The sequence below is a fragment of the Pseudomonas monsensis genome, from assembly GCF_014268495.2.
Lineage (GTDB): Bacteria > Pseudomonadota > Gammaproteobacteria > Pseudomonadales > Pseudomonadaceae > Aquipseudomonas > Aquipseudomonas monsensis.
On sequence record NZ_CP077087.1, the window covers coordinates 5900341 to 5922975 of the forward strand.

Sequence of the window (22635 nt, forward strand, 5' to 3'; positions counted from 1 at the left end):
GCACTAGGCCCGGTTCTTCGTTTCAGACTGACGTCTTACTCGGCGGATACAGCTTCGCCAGCAGTAGCACGATCAACCAACTCGACGTACGCCATAGGCGCGTTGTCGCCAGCGCGGAAACCGCACTTGAGGATGCGCAGGTAGCCACCCTCACGGGTAGCGTAACGCTTGCCCAGGTCGTTGAAGAGCTTACCAACTATAGCTTTCGAACGAGTACGGTCGAAAGCCAGACGGCGGTTAGCCAGGCTGTCTGTCTTGGCCAGAGTGATCAGCGGCTCGGCAACGCGGCGCAGTTCTTTGGCTTTTGGCAGAGTAGTTTTGATCAGCTCGTGCTCGAACAGCGACACCGCCATGTTTTGGAACATGGCCTTGCGGTGCGAGCTGGTGCGGCTCAGGTGACGCCCACTTTTACGATGACGCATGGTTCATTCCTTACCAAACACTACGTTCGGTGATTACGACGATCAGGCAGTCGCCTTGTCGTCCTTCTTAAGACTTGCAGGCGGCCAGTTGTCGAGGCGCATGCCGAGGGACAGACCGCGGGAGGCCAGAACGTCCTTGATTTCAGTCAAGGATTTCTTGCCCAGGTTCGGAGTCTTCAACAGCTCTACTTCGGTACGCTGAATCAGGTCGCCGATGTAGTAGATGTTTTCCGCCTTAAGGCAGTTAGCCGAACGTACAGTCAGTTCCAGATCGTCAACCGGGCGAAGCAGGATCGGATCGATCTCGTCTTCCTGCTCGACAACCACTGGCTCACTGTCACCTTTGAGGTCGACGAACGCAGCCAACTGCTGTTGCAGGATGGTTGCAGCGCGGCGGATAGCCTCTTCAGGATCCAGAGTACCGTTGGTTTCCAGATCAATAACCAGCTTGTCCAGGTTGGTACGCTGCTCGACACGGGCGTTTTCCACCACGTATGCGATACGGCGAACCGGGCTGAACGAAGAGTCGAGCTGCAAGCGACCGATGCTGCGGCTTTCGTCTTCATCGCTCTGACGCGAGTCGGCTGGTTCATAACCACGACCACGAGCTACGGTGAGCTTCATGTTCAGGGCGCCGTTAGACGCCAGGTTAGCGATTACGTGATCGGGATTAACGATCTCGACATCATGATCCAGCTGAATATCGGCAGCGGTAACCACCCCCGAACCCTTCTTCGACAAGGTCAGCGTAACTTCGTCACGACCGTGCAGCTTGATGGCCAGACCTTTAAGGTTCAACAGGATTTCAATTACGTCTTCCTGTACACCTTCGATGGCGCTGTACTCGTGGAGCACACCGTCAATCTCGGCCTCGACTACTGCGCAGCCGGGCATTGAGGACAACAGGATGCGGCGCAGCGCGTTGCCCAGGGTGTGGCCAAAACCACGCTCGAGAGGCTCGAGAGTGATCTTGGCGCGGGTTGGACTGACAACCTGCACATCAATGTGGCGGGGTGTCAGGAACTCATTTACCGAAATCTGCATGGATGCACCTATTTTCTAGCCCTTACTTGGAGTAGAGCTCGACAATCAGGCTTTCGTTGATGTCGGCGGACAGATCACTGCGAGCAGGAACGTTCTTGAAAACGCCCGACTTCTTCTCAGTGTCTACTTCTACCCATTCTACGCGGCCACGTTGGGCACACAGATCGAGAGCTTGGACAATGCGAAGTTGGTTTTTTGCTTTCTCGCGAACTGCAACCACGTCACCAGCACGAACCTGATACGACGGAACGTTTACGGTCTGACCGTTAACGCTGATCGACTTGTGCGATACCAGCTGGCGGGATTCGGCACGAGTCGAACCAAAGCCCATACGGTATACGACGTTGTCCAGACGGCATTCGAGCAGTTGCAGCAGGTTTTCACCGGTTGCACCTTTCTTGCCAGCAGCTTCTTTGTAGTAGCCGCTGAACTGACGCTCGAGAACGCCGTAGATACGACGGACCTTCTGCTTTTCACGCAGTTGGGTGCCGTAATCGGACTGGCGACCGCGGCGTTGGCCGTGGATACCAGGTGCTGCTTCAATGTTGCACTTCGATTCGATCGCGCGCACGCCGCTCTTCAGGAAGAGATCGGTGCCTTCGCGACGAGCGAGTTTGCATTTTGGACCAATGTAACGAGCCATTCTTTACAATCTCCTGGATTACACGCGGCGCTTCTTCGGCGGACGGCACCCGTTGTGCGGGATTGGCGTCACGTCGGTGATGCTGGCGATCTTGTAGCCACAGCCGTTCAAAGCGCGGACTGCGGATTCACGACCTGGACCTGGACCCTTGACGTTAACGTCGAGGTTTTTCAGGCCATATTCCAGCGCAGCTTGACCAGCACGCTCAGCAGCTACTTGAGCAGCGAACGGGGTGGACTTGCGGGAACCGCGGAAACCCGAACCACCGGAGGTAGCCCAGGAAAGAGCGTTACCTTGACGGTCGGTAATGGTCACGATGGTGTTGTTAAAAGATGCATGGATGTGGGCGATGCCATCAACCACTGTCTTTTTAACTTTTTTACGAGGACGAGCAGCAGGTTTTGCCATGATTAAATTCCTGTCGATTCGCTGGGGCGATTACTTGCGGATCGGCTTACGCGGACCTTTACGGGTACGCGCGTTGGTCTTGGTACGCTGACCGCGTACTGGAAGACCACGACGATGACGCAGACCGCGATAGCAACCGAGGTCCATCAAGCGCTTGATTTTCATGTTGATTTCGCGACGCAGGTCACCTTCAGTGGTGAACTTCGCCACTTCGCCACGCAGCTGTTCAATTTGCTCGTCGCTCAGATCTTTGATCTTTGCTGCTGGGTTTACCCCAGTCACTGCACAGATCTTCTGCGCAGTAGTGCGACCAACACCATAGATGTAGGTCAGCGAGATAACAGTATGCTTGTTATCTGGAATGTTAACGCCTGCAATACGGGCCATTCAGTGGGACTCCAATTGACAGCTACCTACGCCCCGGAAGCCAAGAAATAGGGCGCGAGATAATATCGCTGTAATAACAAATAATCAACCCGGTAGCGCACTAGCTACCGGGCTTGAAGCACAATCACACTCAGCCTTGGCGCTGTTTGTGACGCGGTTCCGCGCTGCAAATTACTCGAACAACACCTTCGCGGCGAATAATCTTGCAGTTACGGCACAGCTTTTTCACCGATGCACGAACTTTCATCACCAACTCCTCGAACCTTATGGGTACTCAGCGCAACATGCCGCTGCCGTAACCCTTCAGGTTGGCTTTCTTCATCAGGGATTCGTACTGGTGCGAAACGAGGTGCGATTGTACTTGGGACATGAAGTCCATCACAACCACGACCACGATCAGCAACGAGGTCCCGCCAAGGTAGAACGGAACGTTTGCTGCAACCACCAGGAACTGGGGCAACAGGCACACGGCCGTCATGTATAGAGCACCGAACATGGTCAAGCGAGTCAGAACGCCATCAATGTAGCGCGCAGACTGCTCACCTGGACGGATGCCCGGAATAAAGGCACCGGACTTCTTCAGGTTTTCCGCTACGTCTTTCGGATTGAACATCAACGCCGTATAGAAGAAGCAGAAGAAAATAATCCCTGCACTAAACAGCAGAATATTCAACGGCTGACCAGGAGCGATCGACTGCGAGATGTCCTGCAACCAGCCCATACCTTCAGACTGACCGAACCAGGCACCCAACGAAGCCGGAAACAGCAAAATGCTGCTCGCGAAAATAGCCGGAATAACACCGGCCATGTTCACTTTCAGCGGCAAGTGGCTAGTCTGCGCAGCAAAAACCTTACGGCCCTGCTGACGCTTGGCGTAGTGAACAGCAATACGACGCTGACCACGCTCAATGAACACCACGAAACCGATAATCGCTACTGCCAGCAAACCGATGGCAACCAAGGCGAAGATATTGATATCACCCTGACGTGCAGACTCGAAAGACTGCCCGATTGCTCTCGGAAGACCGGCGACGATACCCGAAAAAATCAACATCGAGATACCGTTACCTACACCACGCTCAGTAATCTGCTCACCCAGCCACATCATGAACATCGCACCAGCCACAAACGTGGATACCGCGACGAAATGGAAGCCAAAGTCACCAGTGAACGCAACGCCCTGCCCGGCCAGACCAATGGACATGCCAATAGCCTGAACCAGAGCAAGGACGACGGTGCCGTAGCGGGTGTACTGGCTGATCTTGCGACGGCCAGCTTCACCTTCCTTCTTCAACTGCTCCAGCTGCGGGCTGACGGCTGTCATCAGTTGCATGATGATCGATGCCGAAATGTACGGCATGATCCCCAGTGCAAAGATGCTCATCCGTTCCAGCGCACCGCCGGAGAACATGTTGAACAAGCTAAGAATGGTCCCCTCATTCTGTCGAAACAGGTCTGCGAGTCGGTCCGGGTTGATACCTGGAACCGGGATGTGTGCGCCTATTCGGTAGACGATAATCGCCAGGAACAGAAAACGCAGACGAGCCCAGAGTTCAGACATACCGCCTTTGCCGAGCGCAGAGAGAGCACCTTGCTTAGCCATTTATTCCTCGAACTTGCCGCCAGCTGCTTCGATAGCCGCACGCGCACCTTTGGTGGCGCCGATTCCCTTGCCGATAGTGACAGCGCGAGTCACTTCACCGGACAGCATGATTTTCACACGCTGTACGTTGACGTTGATCACGTTGGCATCTTTCAGGGACTGCACGGTGACGATGTCGCCTTCCACTTTAGCCAGCTCGGACAGACGCACTTCTGCGCGGTCCATGGCTTTCAGGGAAACGAAACCGAACTTCGGCAGGCGACGATGCAGCGGCTGTTGACCGCCTTCAAAGCCTGGAGCAATGGTGCCACCGGAGCGGGAGGTCTGACCTTTGTGACCACGGCCACCAGTCTTACCCAAACCGCTACCGATACCACGGCCCGGACGATGCTTTTCGCGACGGGAACCCGGCGCTGGACTCAGATCATTGAGTTTCATCGATTAACCCTCGACACGCAGCATGTAGTAAGCCTTGTTGATCATCCCGCGATTCTCGGGAGTATCCTGGACTTCTACAGTGTGACCGATGCGACGCAGACCCAGACCCTTAACGCACAGTTTGTGGTTAGGGATGCGGCCGGTCATGCTTTTGATCAGCGTTACTTTAACGGTAGCCATGATCAGAAGATCTCCTTGACGCTTTTGCCACGCTTGGCGGCAATGGATTCAGGAGACTGCATAGCTTTCAAACCTTTGAAAGTGGCGTGAACCACGTTTACCGGGTTAGTCGAGCCGTAGCACTTGGCCAGAACGTTCTGAACGCCAGCAACTTCGAGGACAGCACGCATAGCGCCGCCAGCGATGATACCGGTACCTTCAGAAGCAGGCTGCATGTACACCTTCGAAGCGCCGTGAGCGGACTTCATTGCGTACTGCAGAGTGGTGCCGTTCAGATCAACTTGGATCATGTTGCGGCGAGCAGCTTCCATTGCCTTCTGGATCGCAGCAGGCACTTCACGCGACTTGCCACGGCCGAAGCCAACACGCCCTTTACCATCACCTACCACGGTCAACGCGGTGAAAGTGAAGATACGGCCGCCTTTAACGGTTTTGGCTACGCGGTTAACTTGAACCAGCTTCTCAATGTAGCCTTCGTCGCGCTTTTGGTCGTTATTTGACATAACTTAGAACTCCAGCCCAGCTTCACGAGCAGCATCAGCCAGCGCTTTAACGCGGCCGTGGTACTTGAAGCCAGAGCGGTCGAAAGCCACTTGCGAGACGCCAGCGGCCTTAGCACGCGTAGCGACCAGCTGGCCAACCTTTGTGGCCGCGTCGATGTTGCCAGTGGCGCCATCACGCAGTTCTTTATCCAAAGTCGAGGCGCTTGCCAGGACTTTGTTGCCGTCGGCCGAGATGACCTGGGCGTAGATGTGCTGCGACGAGCGGAACACGCAGAGACGCACGACTTCGAGTTCGTGCATTTTCAGGCGTGCTTTGCGAGCGCGACGCAGTCGAGTAACTTTTTTGTCGGTCATTTGCTATGCCCTACTTCTTCTTGGCTTCTTTACGACGGACGACTTCGTCCGCGTAGCGCACACCTTTGCCTTTGTACGGCTCTGGTGGACGGAAGTCGCGGATCTCAGCGGCCACTTGACCTACCAGCTGCTTGTCGATGCCCTTGATCAGGATATCGGTCTGGCTAGGAGTCTCAGCGGTGATGCCTTCCGGCAGTTCGTAATCCACTGGGTGCGAGAAGCCAAGGGCCAGGTTCAGAACCGTGCCTTTTGCTTGCGCCTTGTAACCAACACCGACCAGCTGGAGCTTGCGCTCGAAGCCTTGGCTTACGCCTTGGACCATGTTGTTTACCAACGCACGCGTGGTACCGGCCATTGCGCGAGTTTGTTGATCGCCATTGCGAGCAGCGAAACGCAGCTCACCAGCTTCTTCAACGATCTCAACGGACGAATGGATGTTCAGTTCAAGAGTACCCTTGGCACCCTTCACCGAAAGCTGTTGGCCTGCGAATTTTACTTCGACACCGGCTGGCAGCTTAACGGGGTTCTTAGCGACGCGAGACATGCTTATCCCCCCTTAGAACACAGTGCAAAGAACTTCGCCGCCGACACCGGCAGCGCGCGCAGCACGATCCGTCATCACACCTTTGTTGGTGGAGACGATAGACACGCCAAGACCGCCACGAACTTTCGGCAGATCTTCAACGGACTTGTACTGACGCAGGCCTGGACGACTAACGCGCTTCACTTCTTCGATAACCGGACGGCCTTCGAAGTACTTCAGCTCGATGGACAACGACGGCTTAGCGTCGGTGGTGATCTGAAAATCCGCGATGTAACCTTCGTCCTTCAGGACTTTTGCTACAGCCACCTTCAGCGTGGAAGACGGCATGCTTACGACAGACTTTTCAGCCATCTGGGCATTACGGATTCGAGTTAGCATGTCCGCTAACGGGTCCTGCATACTCATGGGCTAGACGCTCCTAATACAGAAAAATTAGCCTTGCGGCTACTACTTGTCGCCGAGAACTTCCGGGCATGAAAAACACGGGCTCAGGCGAGCCGGTCATTCTAGACACACCCCAGAAATGAATCAAGCCCCAAAAGGGGCTTGATTCAGATTCAAGGCCACCGATGGTCAGGTTCTTGCAAACCCGACCATCAAGGCTTTGACAACGATTACCAGCTGGCTTTAACCAGACCTGGAACGTCACCACGCATTGCAGCTTCACGCAGTTTGTTACGGCCAAGGCCGAACTTGCGGTAAACGCCGTGCGGACGACCAGTCAGGCGGCAACGGTTACGCATGCGCGAAGCGCTTGCGTCACGTGGTTGCTTCTGCAGAGCTACGGTAGCTTCCCAACGCGCTTCTGGACTTGCGTTCAGATCGACGATGATAGCTTTCAGCGCTGCACGCTTGGTGGCGTACTTGGCAACGGTGAGCTGACGCTTCAGCTCACGGTTTTTCATGCTCTTCTTGGCCATTTTCCTACTCCAATCAGTTGCGGAACGGGAATTTGAAAGCACGCAGCAGAGCGCGGCCTTCATCATCGTTCTTGGCAGTGGTGGTCAGGGTAATGTCCAGACCGCGGAGAGCATCGATCTTGTCGTAGTCGATTTCCGGGAAAATGATCTGCTCTTTCACGCCCATGCTGTAGTTACCACGACCATCGAAGGACTTGGCATTCAGGCCGCGGAAGTCGCGAACCCGAGGCAGGGAGATCGACAGCAGACGATCCAGGAACTCGTACATACGCTCACGGCGCAGGGTCACTTTGACACCGATCGGCCATCCTTCGCGGACTTTAAAGCCAGCGATGGATTTACGAGCGTAGGTCACAACGACTTTCTGGCCGGTGATCTTTTCCAGGTCAGCAACAGCGTGCTCGATGACTTTTTTGTCGCCGATCGCTTCGCCCAGACCCATGTTCAGGGTGATTTTGGTAACGCGCGGAACTTCCATCACGTTCGAAAGCTTAAGTTCTTCCTTAAGTTTCGGAGCGATTTCCTTCCGGTAAATCTCTTTTAGTCGTGCCATGGTCTTCTACCTAGCAGTGTTCAAGCATCAACCGCTTTTTGGGTCGACTTGAAGACACGAATTTTCTTACCGTCTTCTACTTTGAAACCAACGCGGTCAGCCTTGTTGGTTTCGCCGTTGAAGATGGCGACGTTGGAAGCGTGCAGTGGCGCTTCTTTCTCGACGATACCGCCCTGTACGCCCGACATCGGGTTAGGCTTGGTATGACGCTTGACCAGGTTCAGACCGCCAACAACCAGACGGTTGTCAGCAAGAACCTTCAGCACCTTACCGCGCTTACCTTTGTCTTTGCCGGCGATCACGATGATCTCGTCGTCACGACGAATCTTTTGCATGTCGGATCTCCTTACAGCACTTCTGGGGCGAGCGAGACGATCTTCATGAACTTCTCAGTACGAAGTTCACGGGTCACTGGCCCAAAGATACGGGTGCCGATCGGCTCTTGCTTGTTGTTCAGAAGAACAGCAGCGTTGCCATCAAAGCGGATAATGGAGCCATCAGCACGACGTACGCCGTGACGAGTGCGGACTACAACAGCAGTCATCACTTGGCCTTTTTTCACTTTACCGCGAGGAATTGCTTCCTTCACGGTAACTTTGATGATGTCACCGATACCAGCGTAACGACGATGGGAGCCACCCAGCACCTTGATGCACATAACACGGCGAGCGCCGCTGTTATCGGCCACATCGAGCATGGATTGAGTCTGAATCATATAATTTCTCCGACCCCTAGCCCTTAGACTTCCACAGCGCGTTCGAGAACATCAACCAGCGCCCAAGACTTGGTCTTGGCCATCGGACGAGTTTCACGAATAGTGACTTTGTCGCCGATGTGGCACTGATTGGTTTCGTCGTGCGCGTGCAGCTTAGTCGAACGCTTAACGTATTTACCGTAGATCGGGTGCTTAACGCGACGCTCGATCAGAACGGTGATGGTTTTGTCCATCTTGTCGCTGACAACACGGCCAGTCAGCGTACGGACAGTTTTTTCGGCTTCAGCCATGATCACTTACCTGCCTGCTGGTTGAGCACAGTCTTCACGCGAGCGATGTCACGCTTAACTTGCGAGAGCAGATGAGACTGCCCCAACTGGCCAGTTGCTTTCTGCATGCGCAGATTGAACTGGTCGCGCAGCAAGCCGAGCAGTTGCTCGTTCAGCTGCTGTGCGGATTTTTCACGAAGTTCATTCGCTTTCATCACATCACCGTCCGTTTAACAAAGGAGGTGGCGAGCGGCAGCTTTGCAGCAGCCAGGGCGAAAGCCTCACGCGCCAGCTCTTCAGAAACACCCTCGATTTCATACAGGACTTTGCCTGGCTGAATCTGGGCAACCCAGTACTCCACGTTACCCTTACCTTTACCCATACGAACCTCGAGAGGTTTTTTGGAGATCGGCTTGTCCGGGAATACACGGATCCAGATCTTGCCGCCACGTTTAACGTGACGGGTCAGAGCACGACGCGCTGACTCGATCTGACGAGCGGTGAGACGACCACGAGCAACAGACTTCAGCGCGAACTCGCCGAAGCTGACTTTGCTACCGCGCAGTGCCAGACCACGGTTGTGGCCGGTCATCTGCTTGCGGAACTTCGTACGCTTTGGTTGCAACATTTGGCGTACCCCTTACTTAGCAGCTTTTTTACGAGGCGCTGGTGCTTGTGGTTTCAGTTCTTCTTGGCGACCACCAATAACTTCGCCTTTGAAGATCCAAACCTTTACACCGATCACACCGTAAGTGGTGTGAGCTTCGTAGTTGGCATAGTCGATGTCGGCACGCAGGGTGTGCAATGGCACACGACCTTCGCGATACCATTCAGTACGTGCGATTTCAGCACCGCCGAGACGACCGCTCACTTGGATTTTGATGCCTTTGGCACCAATGCGCATGGCGTTCTGTACTGCGCGCTTCATAGCGCGACGGAACATTACGCGACGCTCCAGCTGCTGAGCTACGCTCTGCGCAACCAGCATACCGTCGAGCTCCGGCTTGCGGATCTCTTCGATATTGATGTGCACAGGCACACCCATTTGCTTGGTCAGGTCCTGACGCAGTTTCTCAACATCTTCACCTTTCTTCCCGATAACGATACCTGGACGAGCGGTGTGGATGGTGATGCGTGCAGTTTGAGCCGGACGATGGATATCGATACGGCTTACGGACGCGCTTTTTAGTTTGTCTTGGAGATACTCACGCACTTTCAGATCTGCGAACAAGTAGTCCGCATAAGTCCGACCGTCTGCGTACCAGACGGAGGTGTGCTCCTTGACGATTCCCAGGCGAATGCCAATGGGATGTACTTTCTGACCCATCTCTTCGACTCCGTTACTTGTCAGCAACCTTGACAGTGATATGGCAAGACCGCTTGACGATGCGATCAGCACGGCCTTTGGCACGTGGCATGATGCGCTTCAGCGAACGCCCTTCGTTGACGAAAACGGTGCTGACCTTCAGGTCATCAACGTCTGCGCCTTCGTTATGCTCGGCGTTGGCTACGGCCGACTCCAGCACTTTCTTCATGATCTCGGCGGCTTTCTTACTGCTGAAAGCCAACAGGTTGAGCGCTTCGCCCACCTTCTTCCCGCGGATCTGGTCGGCGACCAAGCGGGCTTTCTGGGCGGAGATTCGAGCGCCCGACAACTTAGCGGCTACTTCCATTTCCTTACCCCTTAACGCTTGGCTTTCTTGTCAGCCACGTGCCCGCGATAGTTGCGGGTACCGGCGAACTCGCCCAGTTTGTGGCCGACCATGTCTTCGTTAACGAGAACTGGGACGTGCTGACGACCGTTGTGTACTGCGATGGTCAGACCGACCATTTGTGGCAGGATCATCGAACGACGCGACCAGGTTTTAATTGGTTTGCGATCGTTCTTTTCCGCCGCCACTTCGATCTTCTTCAGTAGGTGAAGATCAATAAAAGGACCTTTTTTCAGAGAACGTGGCACTGTCGTATCCCTCTATTTACTTGCGACGACGGACGATCATTTTGTCGGTACGCTTATTACCACGAGTCTTCGCGCCCTTAGTCGGGAAGCCCCATGGCGATACCGGATGACGACCACCAGAGGTACGACCTTCACCACCACCATGTGGGTGGTCAACCGGGTTCATGGCAACACCACGAACGGTTGGGCGAACGCCACGCCAGCGTTTGGCACCAGCTTTACCCAGCGAACGCAGGCTGTGCTCGGAGTTCGAGACTTCGCCCAGGGTCGCACGGCATTCAGCCAGGACTTTACGCATTTCACCGGAACGCAGACGCAGGGTCACGTAGACACCTTCACGAGCGATCAGCTGAGCCGAAGCACCAGCGGAACGAGCGATCTGTGCACCTTTACCTGGCTTCAGTTCGATGCCGTGTACGGTAGAACCGACTGGAATGTTGCGCAGTTGCAGAGCGTTGCCTGGCTTGATTGGAGCCAGAGCGCCCGCGATCAGCTGGTCGCCAGCACTCACGCCTTTAGGGGCGATGATGTAGCGGCGCTCGCCGTCTGCGTAGCAGAGCAGTGCGATGTGAGCAGTACGGTTTGGATCGTATTCGATACGCTCGACAGTGGCGACGATGCCATCTTTGTCGTTGCGACGGAAATCGACCATACGATAATGCTGCTTATGACCACCACCGATGTGACGAGTGGTAATACGGCCATTGTTGTTACGACCACCAGTCTTCGATTTTTTCTCGAGCAGCGGTGCGTGAGGAGCGCCTTTATGCAGCTCCTGGTTGACCACCTTGACCACAAAACGGCGGCCAGGGGAAGTCGGTTTGCATTTAACGATTGCCATGATGCACCCCTTCCTTACTCAGCACTGCTGCTGAAATCGAGATCTTGGCCTGGCTGAAGGGAGATAACTGCCTTCTTCCAGTCATTACGCTTGCCCAGACCGCGAGCAGTGCGCTTGCTCTTACCCAGAACATTCAGGGTAGTGACGCGCTCTACTTTCACGCTGAACAGGCTTTCGACGGCCTTCTTGATTTCCAGCTTGGTTGCGTCAGTAGCAACCTTGAAAACGAACTGGCCTTTCTTGTCTGCCAGAACCGTAGCCTTCTCGGAAACGTGCGGGCCAAGCAGAACTTTAAATACGCGTTCCTGGTTCATCCCAGCAGCTCCTCGAATTTCTTCACGGCCGACACGGTGATCAACACCTTGTCGTATGCGATCAGACTAACTGGATCGGAACCTTGAACGTCACGTACATCTACGTGCGGCAGGTTACGAGCAGCCAGGTACAGGTTCTGATCAACAGCGTCCGACACGATGAGAACATCGGTCAGGCTCATGTTGTTCAGCTTGCCCAGCAGATCTTTGGTTTTCGGAGTTTCAACAGCGAAATCCTGAACCACGACCAGACGATCAGTACGCACCAGCTCAGCAAGGATGGAACGCATTGCTGCGCGATACATCTTCTTGTTCAGCTTCTGGGAGTGATCCTGAGGACGAGCTGCGAAAGTGGTACCGCCGCCACGCCAGATTGGGCTACGGATAGTACCGGCACGAGCACGGCCAGTACCTTTCTGACGCCATGGGCGCTTGCCGCCACCACGAACGTCGGAACGGGTCTTCTGCTGCTTGCTACCTTGACGGCCGCCGGCCATGTAGGCCACGACTGCTTGGTGAACCAGCGTCTCGTTGAATTCGCCGCCAAATGTCAGTTCGGAAACTTCGATCGCTTGAGCGTCATTTACATTTAATTGCATGTCAGCTTCCCCTTAACCGCGAGCCTTGGCTGCTGGACGTACAACCAGGTTGCCGCCAGTAGCGCCAGGAACAGCGCCCTTGACCAACAACAGATTGCGTTCAGCGTCCACGCGCACTACTTCCAGGGACTGCACGGTCACGCGCTCAGCGCCCATATGACCGGACATTTTTTTGCCCTTGAATACACGACCAGGAGTCTGGCACTGGCCGATAGAGCCTGGGACGCGGTGGGATACGGAGTTACCGTGGGTGTTATCTTGCCCGCGGAAATTCCAACGCTTGATCGTACCCTGGAAGCCTTTACCCTTGGACTGACCGGTTACATCAACCAGTTGACCAGCGGCGAAGATTTCAGCGTTGATCAGATCGCCAGCCTGGTACTCGCCTTCTTCAAGACGGAATTCCATGGTGGTGCGACCAGCGGCAACGTTCGCCTTAGCGAAGTGACCAGCCTGAGCTGCTGTTACACGCGAAGCGCGACGCTCGCCGACAGTGACTTGCACTGCACGATAGCCATCGGTCTCTTCAGTTTTGAACTGGGTGACGCGATTCGGCTCGATCTCAATGACCGTGACCGGAATGGAGACACCTTCTTCGGTGAAAATACGGGTCATACCGCATTTACGACCGACTACACCAATAGTCATGTTGTAAACCTCATGAGTGTACGGGGCTTTCACCCGCTATGGCCGCCCATTTCAGAGCGTTACACGACTAAGACCGAGTCTTAGCCGAGGCTGATCTGCACTTCCACACCGGCCGCAAGATCAAGCTTCATAAGAGCATCAACGGTTTTATCCGTTGGCTGGACGATGTCCAGAACGCGCTTATGAGTGCGGATTTCGTACTGGTCACGCGCGTCTTTGTTGACGTGCGGGGAAACCAGAACGGTGAACCGCTCTTTACGGGTAGGCAGTGGAATTGGACCACGCACTTGAGCACCAGTACGTTTCGCGGTTTCCACGATTTCCTGGGTTGATTGGTCGATCAGGCGATGGTCGAAAGCCTTCAACCTGATACGGATTTGCTGATTTTGCATTGGATTTCAGACTCCGGCTGCTATTCCCACCGGGCGCAATACGCCCGTTAAAAGGAGGCGCAATTCTATAGACGCCCCAGATAGGTGTCAACCCAATAAAAAAGCCCCCGCTGAGCGGGGGCTTTTTCAATCCATCAAGCAGACTCTATAAAAGAGATTACTCGATGATTTTGGCTACGACGCCAGCGCCGACGGTACGACCGCCTTCACGGATAGCGAAACGCAGACCGTCTTCCATCGCGATGGTTTTGATCAGGGTAACAGTCATCTGAATGTTGTCACCTGGCATTACCATTTCAACGCCTTCTGGCAGCTCGCAGTTACCAGTCACGTCAGTAGTACGGAAGTAGAACTGTGGACGGTAGCCTTTGAAGAACGGAGTGTGACGACCGCCTTCTTCCTTGCTCAGAACGTAAACTTCTGCGGTGAACTTGGTGTGCGGCTTAACCGAACCTGGCTTAACCAGAACCTGACCACGCTCAACGTCGTCACGCTTGGTACCACGCAGCAGAACGCCGCAGTTCTCGCCAGCACGACCTTCGTCGAGCAGCTTGCGGAACATCTCAACACCGGTGCAGGTGGTGGTGGTGGTGTCACGCAGACCAACGATTTCCAGTGCATCTTGAACGCGAACGATACCGCGCTCGATACGACCAGTCACAACAGTACCGCGACCCGAGATCGAGAATACGTCTTCGATTGGCATCAGGAATGGCTTGTCGATCATACGAACTGGTTCTGGGATGTAGCTGTCCAGAGTTTCAACCAGCTTCTTGACGGCAGTGGTGCCCATCTCGTTGTCGTCTTTGCCTTCCAGCGCCATACGAGCCGAACCGATGATGATTGGAGTGTCATCGCCCGGGAAGTCGTAGGTGGACAGCAGGTCGCGAACTTCCATCTCAACCAGTTCCAGCAGCTCAGCGTCGTCTACCAGGTCAGCCTTGTTCAGGAAAACCACGATGTACGGAACGCCTACCTGACGGGACAGCAGGATGTGCTCACGGGTTTGTGGCATCGGACCATCAGCGGCCGAGCAAACCAGGATAGCGCCGTCCATTTGAGCAGCACCGGTGATCATGTTCTTCACATAGTCAGCGTGACCTGGGCAGTCAACGTGAGCGTAGTGACGGATCAGCGAGTTGTACTCAACGTGCGCGGTGTTGATGGTGATACCGCGAGCTTTTTCTTCTGGAGCGCTGTCGATCTTGTCGAATTCAACTACGGCCGAACCGAAAACTTCGGAGCAGACGCGAGTCAGAGCAGCGGTCAGAGTGGTTTTACCGTGGTCAACGTGACCGATGGTGCCAACGTTGACGTGCGGTAGGGAACGATCAAATTTTTCTTTAGCCACGACAATTAACTCCTAGCCTAAAGGGGCTGAATCAGCCTTGTTTTTTGGTTACGGATTCGACGATGTGCGACGGAGCCGTATCGTATTTTTTGAATTCCATAGAGTAGCTTGCGCGACCCTGAGACATGGAACGAACGTCGGTCGCATAACCGAACATCTCACCCAGCGGAACCTCGGCACGGATAACCTTGCCGGACACTGTGTCTTCCATACCCTGGATCATGCCGCGACGACGGTTAAGGTCGCCCATCACATCACCCATATAGTCTTCAGGCGTAACAACCTCTACCGCCATGATCGGCTCAAGCAACTCACCACCGCCCTTCTGGGCCAGTTGCTTGGTCGCCATGGAAGCAGCCACCTTAAACGCCATCTCGTTGGAGTCGACGTCGTGGTAAGAACCATCGAACACGGTAGCCTTCAGGCCGATCAGCGGATAGCCGGCAACAACGCCGTTCTTCATCTGCTCTTCGATACCCTTCTGGATAGCCGGGATGTATTCCTTAGGAACCACACCACCTACTACTTCGTTCACGAATTGCAGACCTTCCTGACCTTCGTCAGCAGGAGCAAAACGGATCCAGCAGTGACCGAACTGACCACGACCGCCGGATTGACGAACGAACTTGCCTTCGATTTCACAGTTCTTCGTGATGCGCTCACGATACGAAACCTGAGGCTTGCCGATGTTGGCTTCGACGTTGAACTCACGGCGCATCCGGTCAACCAGGATGTCCAGGTGCAGCTCGCCCATGCCGGAGATGATCGTTTGACCAGTCTCTTCATCAGTCTTAACGCGGAAAGACGGGTCTTCCTGAGCAAGTTTGCCCAGAGCGATACCCATTTTTTCCTGGTCATCCTTGGTCTTAGGCTCTACGGCAACCGAAATAACCGGCTCCGGGAAGTCCATGCGAACCAGGATGATTGGCTTGTCAGCGTTGCAGAGGGTTTCACCAGTGGTGACGTCCTTCATGCCGATCAGGGCCGCGATGTCGCCAGCGCGTACTTCCTTGATCTCTTCACGGGCGTTTGCGTGCATTTGCACCATACGACCCACGCGCTCTTTCTTGCCTTTAACCGAGTTGATTACGCCGTCGCCGGAGTTCAACACGCCCGAGTAAACACGGACGAAGGTCAAGGTACCCACGAATGGGTCGGTAGCGATTTTGAACGCCAGAGCAGCAAACGGCTCGTCATCACTTGCGTGACGCTCCATTTCCTCTTCCTCGTTATCAGGGTTGGAACCCTTGATAGCAGGAATATCGGTAGGAGCAGGCAGGAAGTCGATAACGGCGTCGAGAACCAGGGGAACGCCCTTGTTCTTGAACGAAGAACCGCAAACAGCCAGAACGATTTCGCCGGCGATAGTACGCTGACGCAAAGCAGCTTTGATCTCTTCGATCGACAGCTCTTCGCCTTCCAGGTACTTGTTCATCAGCTCTTCGTTGGCTTCGGCAGCAGCTTCAACCATGTTGTTGCGCCACTCTTCAGCCAGCTCTTGCAGCTCGGCAGGAATGTCCTTGCGAACAGGGACCATACCCTTGTCGGAGTCATTCCAGTAGACAGCTTGCATGTTGATCAGATCGATCTGACCCTGGAAGTTGTCTTCGGAGCCGATTGCCAACTGGATTGGCACCGGAGTGTGACCCAGACGCTGCTTGATCTGACCGATCACGCGCAGGAAGTTAGCGCCAGCACGGTCCATCTTGTTTACGTAAACAAGACGTGGAACGCCGTACTTGTTGGCTTGACGCCATACGGTTTCCGACTGAGGCTCAACACCCGAAGTACCGCAGAACACAACGACAGCGCCGTCGAGTACGCGCAGGGAACGCTCTACTTCAATAGTGAAGTCTACGTGGCCCGGGGTATCGATTACGTTGAAGCGATGCTCGTGCGGGTACTGCTTCTCGGAACCTTTCCAGAAGGCGGTAATAGCAGCAGAAGTAATGGTAATACCACGCTCCTGCTCCTGAACCATCCAGTCTGTGGTCGCGGCGCCGTCATGCACCTCGCCCATTTTGTGACTTTTGCCGGTGTAAAACAGAACGCGCTCGGTGGTGGTGGTTTTACCAGCATCCACGTGAGCGACGATACCGATGTTACGGTAGCGGCTAATCGGAGTAGTACGAGCCATAAAGCCCTCGCAAAATTAGTGAAGCTAAAATTAGAAGCGGTAGTGCGAGAAAGCTTTGTTAGCTTCGGCCATACGGTGCACGTCTTCACGCTTCTTAACAGCAGCACCTTTACCTTCAGCAGCATCCAGCAGCTCGCCAGCCAAGCGCAGAGCCATAGACTTCTCGCCGCGCTTACGGGCGAAGTCTACCAACCAGCGCATTGCCAGAGCGTTACGACGGGAAGGACGAACCTCGACCGGAACCTGGTAAGTAGCACCACCAACGCGGCGCGACTTCACTTCGACCAGCGGAGCGATGGCGTCGAGTGCTTTTTCGAAGAGTTCCAGGGGATCGGTGCCGGCCTTACGAGCCGCAACGGTTTCCAGGGCACCATAAACGATACGCTCGGCAACGGCTTTCTTGCCGCTTTCCATAACGTGGTTCATGAATTTGGCGAGGATCTGGCTTCCGTATTTCGGATCGTCCAGAATCTCACGCTTTGCTGCTACGCGACGTCTTGGCATGATAAGCCCTCAAGCGGTCTTCAGGTTAGCTCGGGACAGATCCGATGGATGCGTGCCCGACCTTACTCTTATCGACTCAATAAAATAAAAATCTGCAAAACGACCGATTACTTCGGACGCTTGGTACCGTACTTCGAACGACCCTGGTTACGGCCTTTAACGCCGGAAGTATCCAAGGAGCCGCGAACGGTGTGGTAACGAACACCTGGCAAGTCTTTTACACGACCGCCGCGGATCAGTACCACGCTGTGCTCTTGCAGGTTGTGGCCTTCACCACCGATGTACGAGGAAACCTCGAAACCGTTGGTCAGACGCACACGGCATACTTTACGCAGTGCCGAGTTAGGTTTTTTCGGCGTAGTGGTGTACACACGGGTGCACACGCCACGACGTTGCGGGCAGTTCTGCAGCGCAGGTACGTCGGATTTCTCGACGATACGCTTACGCGGCTGACGTACCAGCTGGTTGATAGTTGCCATCTACTAGCTCCACTGTTGTCTTGCGACGCTATTGTCTTGCAAGAAAAGCAAAATGGCAGGAACGAATTCCCGCCAAATTTAGGGGATCAAGAGTCTAAAGAGGATCTTGCCCCCAGTCAAGGCAAGGCCCCGACCTCCCCGCCCGTCGAACCTTGACAATTTGTCTCGATTCGACGAACGGAGCGATCAGGGCCTCAGCTCATTTATCGCAGAACTCAGTTACCGCTCGAGTTCAGCGCTTCGGTCAGTGCAGCTTCCACTTCACTGGCGCTTACGCGCAACGGTTTGTCAGCATCACGGCGGCGTTTGCGCTCGCTGTGATAAGCCAGACCGGTACCGGCCGGGATCAGACGACCCACGACCACGTTTTCTTTCAGGCCGCGCAGATAATCGCGCTTGCCGGTGACTGCCGCTTCGGTCAGTACGCGGGTGGTTTCCTGGAAGGAAGCCGCGGAGATGAACGATTCGGTCGACAACGACGCCTTGGTAATACCCAGCAGAACGCGAGTGAACTTGGAGACAAACTTGTCTTCCGCGTTCAGACGCTCGTTCTCTACCAGTACGTGAGTCAGTTCCATCTGGTCGCCCTTGATGAAGCTGGAATCGCCGGACTCGGAGATCTCAACTTTACGCAGCATCTGACGCAGAATGGTCTCGATGTGCTTGTCGTTGATCTTCACGCCTTGCAGACGATAAACGTCCTGGATCTCGTTAACAATGTACTTGGCCAGCGCGCTCACACCCAGCAGACGCAGGATGTCGTGCGGATCGCTCGGACCGTCGGAGATAACTTCGCCGCGGTTTACCTGTTCGCCTTCGAACACGTTCAGGTGACGCCACTTCGGAATCAGCTCTTCATACGGATCGCTACCGTCGTTCGGGGTGATAACCAGACGGCGCTTGCCTTTGGTCTCTTTACCGAACGCGATGGTACCGCTGACTTCAGCCAGAATCGACGCTTCTTTCGGACGACGAGCTTCGAACAGGTCGGCAACACGCGGCAGACCACCGGTGATGTCACGGGTCTTCGAAGTTTCTTGCGGGATACGAGCGATAACATCACCGATCGCAATCTTCGCACCGTCAGCCACACCGACCAGGGCGTTGGCTGGCAGGAAGTACTGAGCGATAACGTCAGTGCCTGGCAGCAACAGATCCTTGCCGTTGTCGTCGACCATCTTCACTGCTGGACGGATTTCTTTGCCCGCAGCTGGACGATCTTTCGCGTCGAGTACTTCAATGTTGGTCATACCGGTCAATTCGTCAGTCTGACGCTTGATCGTGATGCCTTCTTCCATGCCCACGTAGGTCACGGTACCTTTCATTTCGGTAACGATCGGGTGAGTGTGCGGATCCCACTTGGCCACGATTGCGCCAGCGTCGACCTTGTCACCTTCTTTAACCGAAATCACGGCACCGTACGGCAGCTTGTAACGCTCGCGCTCACGACCGAAGTCATCAGCGATTGCCAGCTCACCGGAACGGGACACAGCAACCAGGTGGCCATCCACACGCTCAACGTGTTTCAGGTTGTGCAGACGGACAGTACCGCCATTCTTCACCTGAACGCTGTCGGCTGCGGAAGTACGGCTTGCCGCACCACCGATGTGGAACGTACGCATCGTCAGCTGGGTACCCGGCTCACCGATGGACTGGGCAGCGATAACGCCGACCGCTTCACCGATGTTTACCTGGTGACCACGAGCCAGATCACGACCGTAGCACTTGGCGCAAATGCCATAGCGGGTTTCGCAGCTGATCGGCGAACGCACGATCACTTCGTCGATGCTGTTCAGCTCGATGAACTCGACCCACTTCTCGTCTACCAGAGTACCGGCCGGAACGATAACGTCCTCGGTGCCTGGCTTGAATACGTCACGGGCAATAACACGACCCAATACGCGCTCACCCAACGGCTCTACAACGTCACCGCCTTCAATGTGCGGAGTCATCAGCAGACCGTGTTCGGTGCCGCAATCGATCTCGGTTACAACCAGATCCTGCGCCACGTCTACCAGACGACGAGTCAGGTAACCGGAGTTCGCAGTTTTCAACGCGGTATCCGCCAGACCTTTACGAGCACCGTGAGTGGAGATGAAGTACTGAAGTACGCTCAAACCTTCACGGAAGTTCGCAGTAATCGGCGTTTCGATGATGGAACCGTCCGGCTTGGCCATCAGACCACGCATACCGGCCAGCTGACGAATCTGTGCTGCGGAACCCCGCGCACCGGAGTCGGCCATCATGTACATCGAGTTGAAAGACTCTTGGTCGACTTCGTCGCCGTGGCGGTCGATGACTTTCTCTTTCGAGAGGTTGGCCATCATCGCCTTGGAAACTTCATCGTTCGCTTTCGACCAAAGGTCGATCACTTTGTTGTACTTCTCGCCCTGGGTTACCAGGCCGGAGGCGTACTGGCTCTCGATCTCTTTCACTTCGTCGGTGGCAGCACCGATGATGCGGGCTTTCTCGTCAGGGATAACGAAGTCGTTAACACCGATGGAAACGCCGGAGATGGTCGAGTAAGCGAAACCGGTGTACATCAACTGGTCAGCGAAGATCACGGTCTCTTTCAGACCAACCACGCGGTAGCACTGGTTGATCAGCTTGGAGATCGCCTTTTTCTTCATCGGCAGGTTGACGACGTCGTACGACAGACCTTTTGGCACAACCTGGAACAGCAGCGCACGGCCGACAGTGGTGTCGACGATACGGGTGCCGCTTACGCTGTTGCCGTCACGGTCGTTGACGGTTTCGTTGATACGAACCTTAACCTTGGCGTGCAGTGCGGCTTCGCCGGCACGGAACACACGGTCAACTTCCTGCAGATCCGCAAATACACGACCTTCGCCCTTGGCGTTGATCGCTTCACGAGTCATGTAGTACAGACCCAATACAACGTCCTGCGACGGAACGATGATTGGCTCACCGTTGGCTGGCGACAGAATGTTGTTGGTCGACATCATCAACGCACGCGCTTCGAGCTGGGCTTCCAGCGTCAGCGGTACGTGCACGGCCATTTGGTCGCCGTCGAAGTCGGCGTTGTACGCGGCGCAGACCAGAGGGTGCAGCTGGATAGCCTTACCTTCGATCAGTACCGGTTCAAACGCCTGGATACCCAGACGGTGAAGGGTCGGTGCACGGTTGAGAAGAACCGGGTGTTCGCGAATCACTTCAGCGAGAACGTCCCAAACCTCTGGCAGTTCGCGCTCGACCATTTTCTTGGCTGCTTTGATGGTGGTCGCCAGACCACGCATTTCCAGCTTGCCGAAAATGAACGGTTTGAACAGCTCGAGAGCCATCTTCTTCGGCAGACCGCACTGGTGCAGACGCAGGGTCGGGCCTACGGTAATTACCGAACGACCGGAGTAGTCAACACGCTTACCGAGCAAGTTCTGACGGAAACGACCTTGCTTACCCTTGATCATGTCAGCCAGGGATTTCAGAGGACGCTTGTTCGAACCGGTGATAGCGCGGCCACGACGACCGTTGTCGAGCAGAGCATCGACAGCTTCCTGCAACATACGCTTTTCGTTGCGCACGATGATGTCCGGAGCGGACAGATCCAGCAGGCGCTTCAAACGGTTGTTACGGTTGATCACTCGACGATACAGATCGTTGAGGTCGGAAGTCGCGAAGCGACCGCCATCCAGCGGGACCAGTGGACGCAGATCTGGCGGCAGAACCGGCAGAACGGTCAGCACCATCCACTCTGGCAGGTTGCCGGAACCCTGGAAGGCTTCCATCAACTTCAGACGCTTGGACAGCTTCTTGATCTTGGTTTCGGAGTTGGTTTGCGGAATTTCTTCACGCAGACGGCCAATCTCGTGTTCCAGGTCGATAGCGTGCAACAGTTCACGGACAGCTTCAGCACCCATGCGGGCGTCGAAGTCATCACCGAACTCTTCCAGCGCTTCGAAGTACTGCTCGTCGTTCAGCAGCTGACCTTTTTCAAGGGTGGTCATGCCTGGATCGATAACGACATAGCTCTCGAAGTAGAGAACGCGTTCGATATCACGCAGGGTCATGTCCATCAGCAGGCCGATACGGGACGGCAGCGATTTCAGGAACCAGATGTGGGCTACCGGCGAAGCCAGTTCGATGTGCGCCATGCGCTCACGACGAACCTTGGCCAGTGCAACTTCAACGCCGCACTTCTCGCAGATCACACCACGGTGCTTCAAGCGCTTGTACTTACCGCACAGGCACTCGTAATCCTTTACCGGGCCAAAGATCTTGGCGCAGAACAGACCGTCACGCTCTGGTTTGAACGTACGGTAGTTGATGGTTTCCGGCTTTTTAACTTCACCGAACGACCACGAGCGGATCATCTCAGGCGAGGCCAATCCGATACGGATGGCGTCGAACTCTTCGACTTGACCCTGGTTTTTCAGCAAATTCAGTAGGTCTTTCAAGGCCTTTCCTCC

33 protein-coding genes are annotated in these 22635 nt (G+C 55.0%); all 33 read right to left on the minus strand.

Annotated features, from left to right (window positions below; translation table 11 throughout):
• Window positions 1-35: 35 nt before the first annotated feature.
• On the minus strand, window positions 36-422 hold the full coding sequence (gene rplQ / locus HV782_RS26080; RefSeq protein WP_003176402.1) for a 50S ribosomal protein L17: 387 nt from the start codon (window positions 420-422) through the stop codon (window positions 36-38).
• Window positions 423-464: 42 nt separating this feature from the next.
• Entirely contained in the window at window positions 465-1466 is a 1002-nt protein-coding gene (locus tag HV782_RS26085; RefSeq protein WP_003186012.1) for a DNA-directed RNA polymerase subunit alpha, read from the minus strand.
• 22 nt (window positions 1467-1488) lie between these two features.
• Complete coding sequence (gene rpsD / locus HV782_RS26090) at window positions 1489-2109, minus strand: 30S ribosomal protein S4 (RefSeq protein WP_003176404.1); 621 nt, start codon at window positions 2107-2109, stop codon at window positions 1489-1491.
• An 18-nt stretch (window positions 2110-2127) separates the two neighbouring features.
• A complete protein-coding gene (gene rpsK, locus HV782_RS26095; RefSeq protein WP_002555466.1) occupies window positions 2128-2517 on the minus strand; it encodes a 30S ribosomal protein S11 in 390 nt (129 codons plus the stop codon).
• 30 nt (window positions 2518-2547) lie between these two features.
• Window positions 2548-2904 (minus strand): 30S ribosomal protein S13, encoded by a 357-nt coding sequence (gene rpsM, locus HV782_RS26100; RefSeq protein WP_003186020.1) that lies wholly within the window; start codon window positions 2902-2904, stop codon window positions 2548-2550.
• A 130-nt stretch (window positions 2905-3034) separates the two neighbouring features.
• Window positions 3035-3151: a 50S ribosomal protein L36 gene (gene rpmJ / locus HV782_RS26105; protein ID WP_002555468.1), complete on the minus strand. Its 117-nt coding sequence runs from the start codon at window positions 3149-3151 to the stop codon at window positions 3035-3037.
• A 27-nt stretch (window positions 3152-3178) separates the two neighbouring features.
• Window positions 3179-4507, minus strand: a complete 1329-nt coding sequence (gene secY / locus HV782_RS26110; protein ID WP_003228718.1) for a preprotein translocase subunit SecY — start codon at window positions 4505-4507, stop codon at window positions 3179-3181.
• Window positions 4508-4945: a 50S ribosomal protein L15 gene (gene rplO / locus HV782_RS26115; protein WP_003228720.1), complete on the minus strand. Its 438-nt coding sequence runs from the start codon at window positions 4943-4945 to the stop codon at window positions 4508-4510. It lies immediately after the preceding gene.
• A 3-nt stretch (window positions 4946-4948) separates the two neighbouring features.
• On the minus strand, window positions 4949-5125 hold the full coding sequence (rpmD, locus tag HV782_RS26120) for a 50S ribosomal protein L30 (protein WP_003176408.1): 177 nt from the start codon (window positions 5123-5125) through the stop codon (window positions 4949-4951).
• Window positions 5126-5127: 2 nt separating this feature from the next.
• Window positions 5128-5628, minus strand: coding sequence for a 30S ribosomal protein S5 (rpsE, locus tag HV782_RS26125; RefSeq protein ID WP_003186035.1), 501 nt, complete (start codon window positions 5626-5628; stop codon window positions 5128-5130).
• A gap of 3 nt (window positions 5629-5631) precedes the next feature.
• Entirely contained in the window at window positions 5632-5982 is a 351-nt protein-coding gene (gene rplR, locus HV782_RS26130; RefSeq protein ID WP_003186037.1) for a 50S ribosomal protein L18, read from the minus strand.
• Between the two features lie 10 nt (window positions 5983-5992).
• Window positions 5993-6526 (minus strand): 50S ribosomal protein L6, encoded by a 534-nt coding sequence (gene rplF / locus HV782_RS26135; protein ID WP_003176412.1) that lies wholly within the window; start codon window positions 6524-6526, stop codon window positions 5993-5995.
• A 12-nt stretch (window positions 6527-6538) separates the two neighbouring features.
• A complete protein-coding gene (rpsH, locus tag HV782_RS26140) occupies window positions 6539-6931 on the minus strand; it encodes a 30S ribosomal protein S8 (RefSeq protein ID WP_007918458.1) in 393 nt (130 codons plus the stop codon).
• Between the two features lie 209 nt (window positions 6932-7140).
• Window positions 7141-7446, minus strand: a complete 306-nt coding sequence (gene rpsN / locus HV782_RS26145) for a 30S ribosomal protein S14 (protein WP_003228726.1) — start codon at window positions 7444-7446, stop codon at window positions 7141-7143.
• A 13-nt stretch (window positions 7447-7459) separates the two neighbouring features.
• Window positions 7460-7999 (minus strand): 50S ribosomal protein L5, encoded by a 540-nt coding sequence (gene rplE, locus HV782_RS26150; protein WP_003210069.1) that lies wholly within the window; start codon window positions 7997-7999, stop codon window positions 7460-7462.
• A 20-nt stretch (window positions 8000-8019) separates the two neighbouring features.
• On the minus strand, window positions 8020-8334 hold the full coding sequence (gene rplX, locus HV782_RS26155; protein WP_003186046.1) for a 50S ribosomal protein L24: 315 nt from the start codon (window positions 8332-8334) through the stop codon (window positions 8020-8022).
• Window positions 8335-8345: 11 nt separating this feature from the next.
• Window positions 8346-8714 carry a 50S ribosomal protein L14 gene (gene rplN / locus HV782_RS26160; RefSeq protein ID WP_002555479.1) on the minus strand — a complete coding sequence of 123 codons (369 nt, stop codon included), beginning with the start codon at window positions 8712-8714 and terminating at the stop codon, window positions 8346-8348.
• Window positions 8715-8737: 23 nt separating this feature from the next.
• Complete coding sequence (rpsQ, locus tag HV782_RS26165; RefSeq protein ID WP_003194644.1) at window positions 8738-9004, minus strand: 30S ribosomal protein S17; 267 nt, start codon at window positions 9002-9004, stop codon at window positions 8738-8740.
• A 2-nt stretch (window positions 9005-9006) separates the two neighbouring features.
• Window positions 9007-9198 carry a 50S ribosomal protein L29 gene (gene rpmC, locus HV782_RS26170; protein WP_002555481.1) on the minus strand — a complete coding sequence of 64 codons (192 nt, stop codon included), beginning with the start codon at window positions 9196-9198 and terminating at the stop codon, window positions 9007-9009.
• Window positions 9198-9611, minus strand: a complete 414-nt coding sequence (gene rplP / locus HV782_RS26175) for a 50S ribosomal protein L16 (protein ID WP_003228729.1) — start codon at window positions 9609-9611, stop codon at window positions 9198-9200. The genes rpmC and rplP overlap by 1 nt, the downstream gene beginning before the upstream one ends.
• A gap of 12 nt (window positions 9612-9623) precedes the next feature.
• Window positions 9624-10310, minus strand: coding sequence for a 30S ribosomal protein S3 (rpsC, locus tag HV782_RS26180; RefSeq protein WP_003176422.1), 687 nt, complete (start codon window positions 10308-10310; stop codon window positions 9624-9626).
• A gap of 13 nt (window positions 10311-10323) precedes the next feature.
• Complete coding sequence (gene rplV / locus HV782_RS26185; RefSeq protein ID WP_003103908.1) at window positions 10324-10656, minus strand: 50S ribosomal protein L22; 333 nt, start codon at window positions 10654-10656, stop codon at window positions 10324-10326.
• Window positions 10657-10667: 11 nt separating this feature from the next.
• The gene (gene rpsS / locus HV782_RS26190; protein WP_011336172.1) at window positions 10668-10943 is read right to left on the minus strand and encodes a 30S ribosomal protein S19; all 276 of its coding nucleotides are present in this window, start codon (window positions 10941-10943) and stop codon (window positions 10668-10670) included.
• Between the two features lie 16 nt (window positions 10944-10959).
• Complete coding sequence (gene rplB / locus HV782_RS26195) at window positions 10960-11784, minus strand: 50S ribosomal protein L2 (RefSeq protein WP_003228734.1); 825 nt, start codon at window positions 11782-11784, stop codon at window positions 10960-10962.
• Between the two features lie 14 nt (window positions 11785-11798).
• Window positions 11799-12098 (minus strand): 50S ribosomal protein L23, encoded by a 300-nt coding sequence (rplW, locus tag HV782_RS26200; RefSeq protein ID WP_002555488.1) that lies wholly within the window; start codon window positions 12096-12098, stop codon window positions 11799-11801.
• On the minus strand, window positions 12095-12697 hold the full coding sequence (rplD, locus tag HV782_RS26205; protein ID WP_003228735.1) for a 50S ribosomal protein L4: 603 nt from the start codon (window positions 12695-12697) through the stop codon (window positions 12095-12097). Before rplD ends, rplW begins: the two co-directional genes overlap by 4 nt.
• A gap of 12 nt (window positions 12698-12709) precedes the next feature.
• A complete protein-coding gene (gene rplC, locus HV782_RS26210) occupies window positions 12710-13345 on the minus strand; it encodes a 50S ribosomal protein L3 (RefSeq protein ID WP_003228738.1) in 636 nt (211 codons plus the stop codon).
• Between the two features lie 80 nt (window positions 13346-13425).
• Window positions 13426-13737, minus strand: a complete 312-nt coding sequence (rpsJ, locus tag HV782_RS26215) for a 30S ribosomal protein S10 (protein ID WP_003186070.1) — start codon at window positions 13735-13737, stop codon at window positions 13426-13428.
• Between the two features lie 157 nt (window positions 13738-13894).
• On the minus strand, window positions 13895-15088 hold the full coding sequence (gene tuf / locus HV782_RS26220; protein WP_024164425.1) for an elongation factor Tu: 1194 nt from the start codon (window positions 15086-15088) through the stop codon (window positions 13895-13897).
• Between the two features lie 31 nt (window positions 15089-15119).
• Window positions 15120-17225 carry an elongation factor G gene (gene fusA, locus HV782_RS26225; protein ID WP_064589462.1) on the minus strand — a complete coding sequence of 702 codons (2106 nt, stop codon included), beginning with the start codon at window positions 17223-17225 and terminating at the stop codon, window positions 15120-15122.
• Between the two features lie 30 nt (window positions 17226-17255).
• Window positions 17256-17729 carry a 30S ribosomal protein S7 gene (rpsG, locus tag HV782_RS26230; protein ID WP_016772941.1) on the minus strand — a complete coding sequence of 158 codons (474 nt, stop codon included), beginning with the start codon at window positions 17727-17729 and terminating at the stop codon, window positions 17256-17258.
• A 107-nt stretch (window positions 17730-17836) separates the two neighbouring features.
• Window positions 17837-18208 (minus strand): 30S ribosomal protein S12, encoded by a 372-nt coding sequence (rpsL, locus tag HV782_RS26235; RefSeq protein ID WP_003186084.1) that lies wholly within the window; start codon window positions 18206-18208, stop codon window positions 17837-17839.
• A 215-nt stretch (window positions 18209-18423) separates the two neighbouring features.
• A complete protein-coding gene (gene rpoC / locus HV782_RS26240; RefSeq protein ID WP_007962225.1) occupies window positions 18424-22623 on the minus strand; it encodes a DNA-directed RNA polymerase subunit beta' in 4200 nt (1399 codons plus the stop codon).
• Window positions 22624-22635: the final 12 nt, after the last annotated feature.

Coding starts and splice junctions, on each gene's coding strand:
- rplQ (WP_003176402.1), bottom strand. CDS start 422: ATGCGTCATCGTAAAAGTGGGCGTCACCTGAGCCGCACCAGCTCGCAC.
- HV782_RS26085 (WP_003186012.1), bottom strand. CDS start 1,466: ATGCAGATTTCGGTAAATGAGTTCCTGACACCCCGCCACATTGATGTG.
- rpsD (WP_003176404.1), bottom strand. CDS start 2,109: ATGGCTCGTTACATTGGTCCAAAATGCAAACTCGCTCGTCGCGAAGGC.
- rpsK (WP_002555466.1), bottom strand. CDS start 2,517: ATGGCAAAACCTGCTGCTCGTCCTCGTAAAAAAGTTAAAAAGACAGTG.
- rpsM (WP_003186020.1), bottom strand. CDS start 2,904: ATGGCCCGTATTGCAGGCGTTAACATTCCAGATAACAAGCATACTGTT.
- rpmJ (WP_002555468.1), bottom strand. CDS start 3,151: ATGAAAGTTCGTGCATCGGTGAAAAAGCTGTGCCGTAACTGCAAGATT.
- secY (WP_003228718.1), bottom strand. CDS start 4,507: ATGGCTAAGCAAGGTGCTCTCTCTGCGCTCGGCAAAGGCGGTATGTCT.
- rplO (WP_003228720.1), bottom strand. CDS start 4,945: ATGAAACTCAATGATCTGAGTCCAGCGCCGGGTTCCCGTCGCGAAAAG.
- rpmD (WP_003176408.1), bottom strand. CDS start 5,125: ATGGCTACCGTTAAAGTAACGCTGATCAAAAGCATGACCGGCCGCATC.
- rpsE (WP_003186035.1), bottom strand. CDS start 5,628: ATGTCAAATAACGACCAAAAGCGCGACGAAGGCTACATTGAGAAGCTG.
- rplR (WP_003186037.1), bottom strand. CDS start 5,982: ATGACCGACAAAAAAGTTACTCGACTGCGTCGCGCTCGCAAAGCACGC.
- rplF (WP_003176412.1), bottom strand. CDS start 6,526: ATGTCTCGCGTCGCTAAGAACCCCGTTAAGCTGCCAGCCGGTGTCGAA.
- rpsH (WP_007918458.1), bottom strand. CDS start 6,931: ATGAGTATGCAGGACCCGTTAGCGGACATGCTAACTCGAATCCGTAAT.
- rpsN (WP_003228726.1), bottom strand. CDS start 7,446: ATGGCCAAGAAGAGCATGAAAAACCGTGAGCTGAAGCGTCAGCTCACC.
- rplE (WP_003210069.1), bottom strand. CDS start 7,999: ATGGCACGACTAAAAGAGATTTACCGGAAGGAAATCGCTCCGAAACTT.
- rplX (WP_003186046.1), bottom strand. CDS start 8,334: ATGCAAAAGATTCGTCGTGACGACGAGATCATCGTGATCGCCGGCAAA.
- rplN (WP_002555479.1), bottom strand. CDS start 8,714: ATGATTCAGACTCAATCCATGCTCGATGTGGCCGATAACAGCGGCGCT.
- rpsQ (WP_003194644.1), bottom strand. CDS start 9,004: ATGGCTGAAGCCGAAAAAACTGTCCGTACGCTGACTGGCCGTGTTGTC.
- rpmC (WP_002555481.1), bottom strand. CDS start 9,198: ATGAAAGCGAATGAACTTCGTGAAAAATCCGCACAGCAGCTGAACGAG.
- rplP (WP_003228729.1), bottom strand. CDS start 9,611: ATGTTGCAACCAAAGCGTACGAAGTTCCGCAAGCAGATGACCGGCCAC.
- rpsC (WP_003176422.1), bottom strand. CDS start 10,310: ATGGGTCAGAAAGTACATCCCATTGGCATTCGCCTGGGAATCGTCAAG.
- rplV (WP_003103908.1), bottom strand. CDS start 10,656: ATGGAAGTAGCCGCTAAGTTGTCGGGCGCTCGAATCTCCGCCCAGAAA.
- rplB (WP_003228734.1), bottom strand. CDS start 11,784: ATGGCAATCGTTAAATGCAAACCGACTTCCCCTGGCCGCCGTTTTGTG.
- rplW (WP_002555488.1), bottom strand. CDS start 12,098: ATGAACCAGGAACGCGTATTTAAAGTTCTGCTTGGCCCGCACGTTTCC.
- rplD (WP_003228735.1), bottom strand. CDS start 12,697: ATGCAATTAAATGTAAATGACGCTCAAGCGATCGAAGTTTCCGAACTG.
- rplC (WP_003228738.1), bottom strand. CDS start 13,345: ATGACTATTGGTGTAGTCGGTCGTAAATGCGGTATGACCCGTATTTTC.
- rpsJ (WP_003186070.1), bottom strand. CDS start 13,737: ATGCAAAATCAGCAAATCCGTATCAGGTTGAAGGCTTTCGACCATCGC.
- fusA (WP_064589462.1), bottom strand. CDS start 17,225: ATGGCTCGTACTACTCCGATTAGCCGCTACCGTAACATCGGTATCGTC.
- rpsG (WP_016772941.1), bottom strand. CDS start 17,729: ATGCCAAGACGTCGCGTAGCAGCAAAGCGTGAGATTCTGGACGATCCG.
- rpsL (WP_003186084.1), bottom strand. CDS start 18,208: ATGGCAACTATCAACCAGCTGGTACGTCAGCCGCGTAAGCGTATCGTC.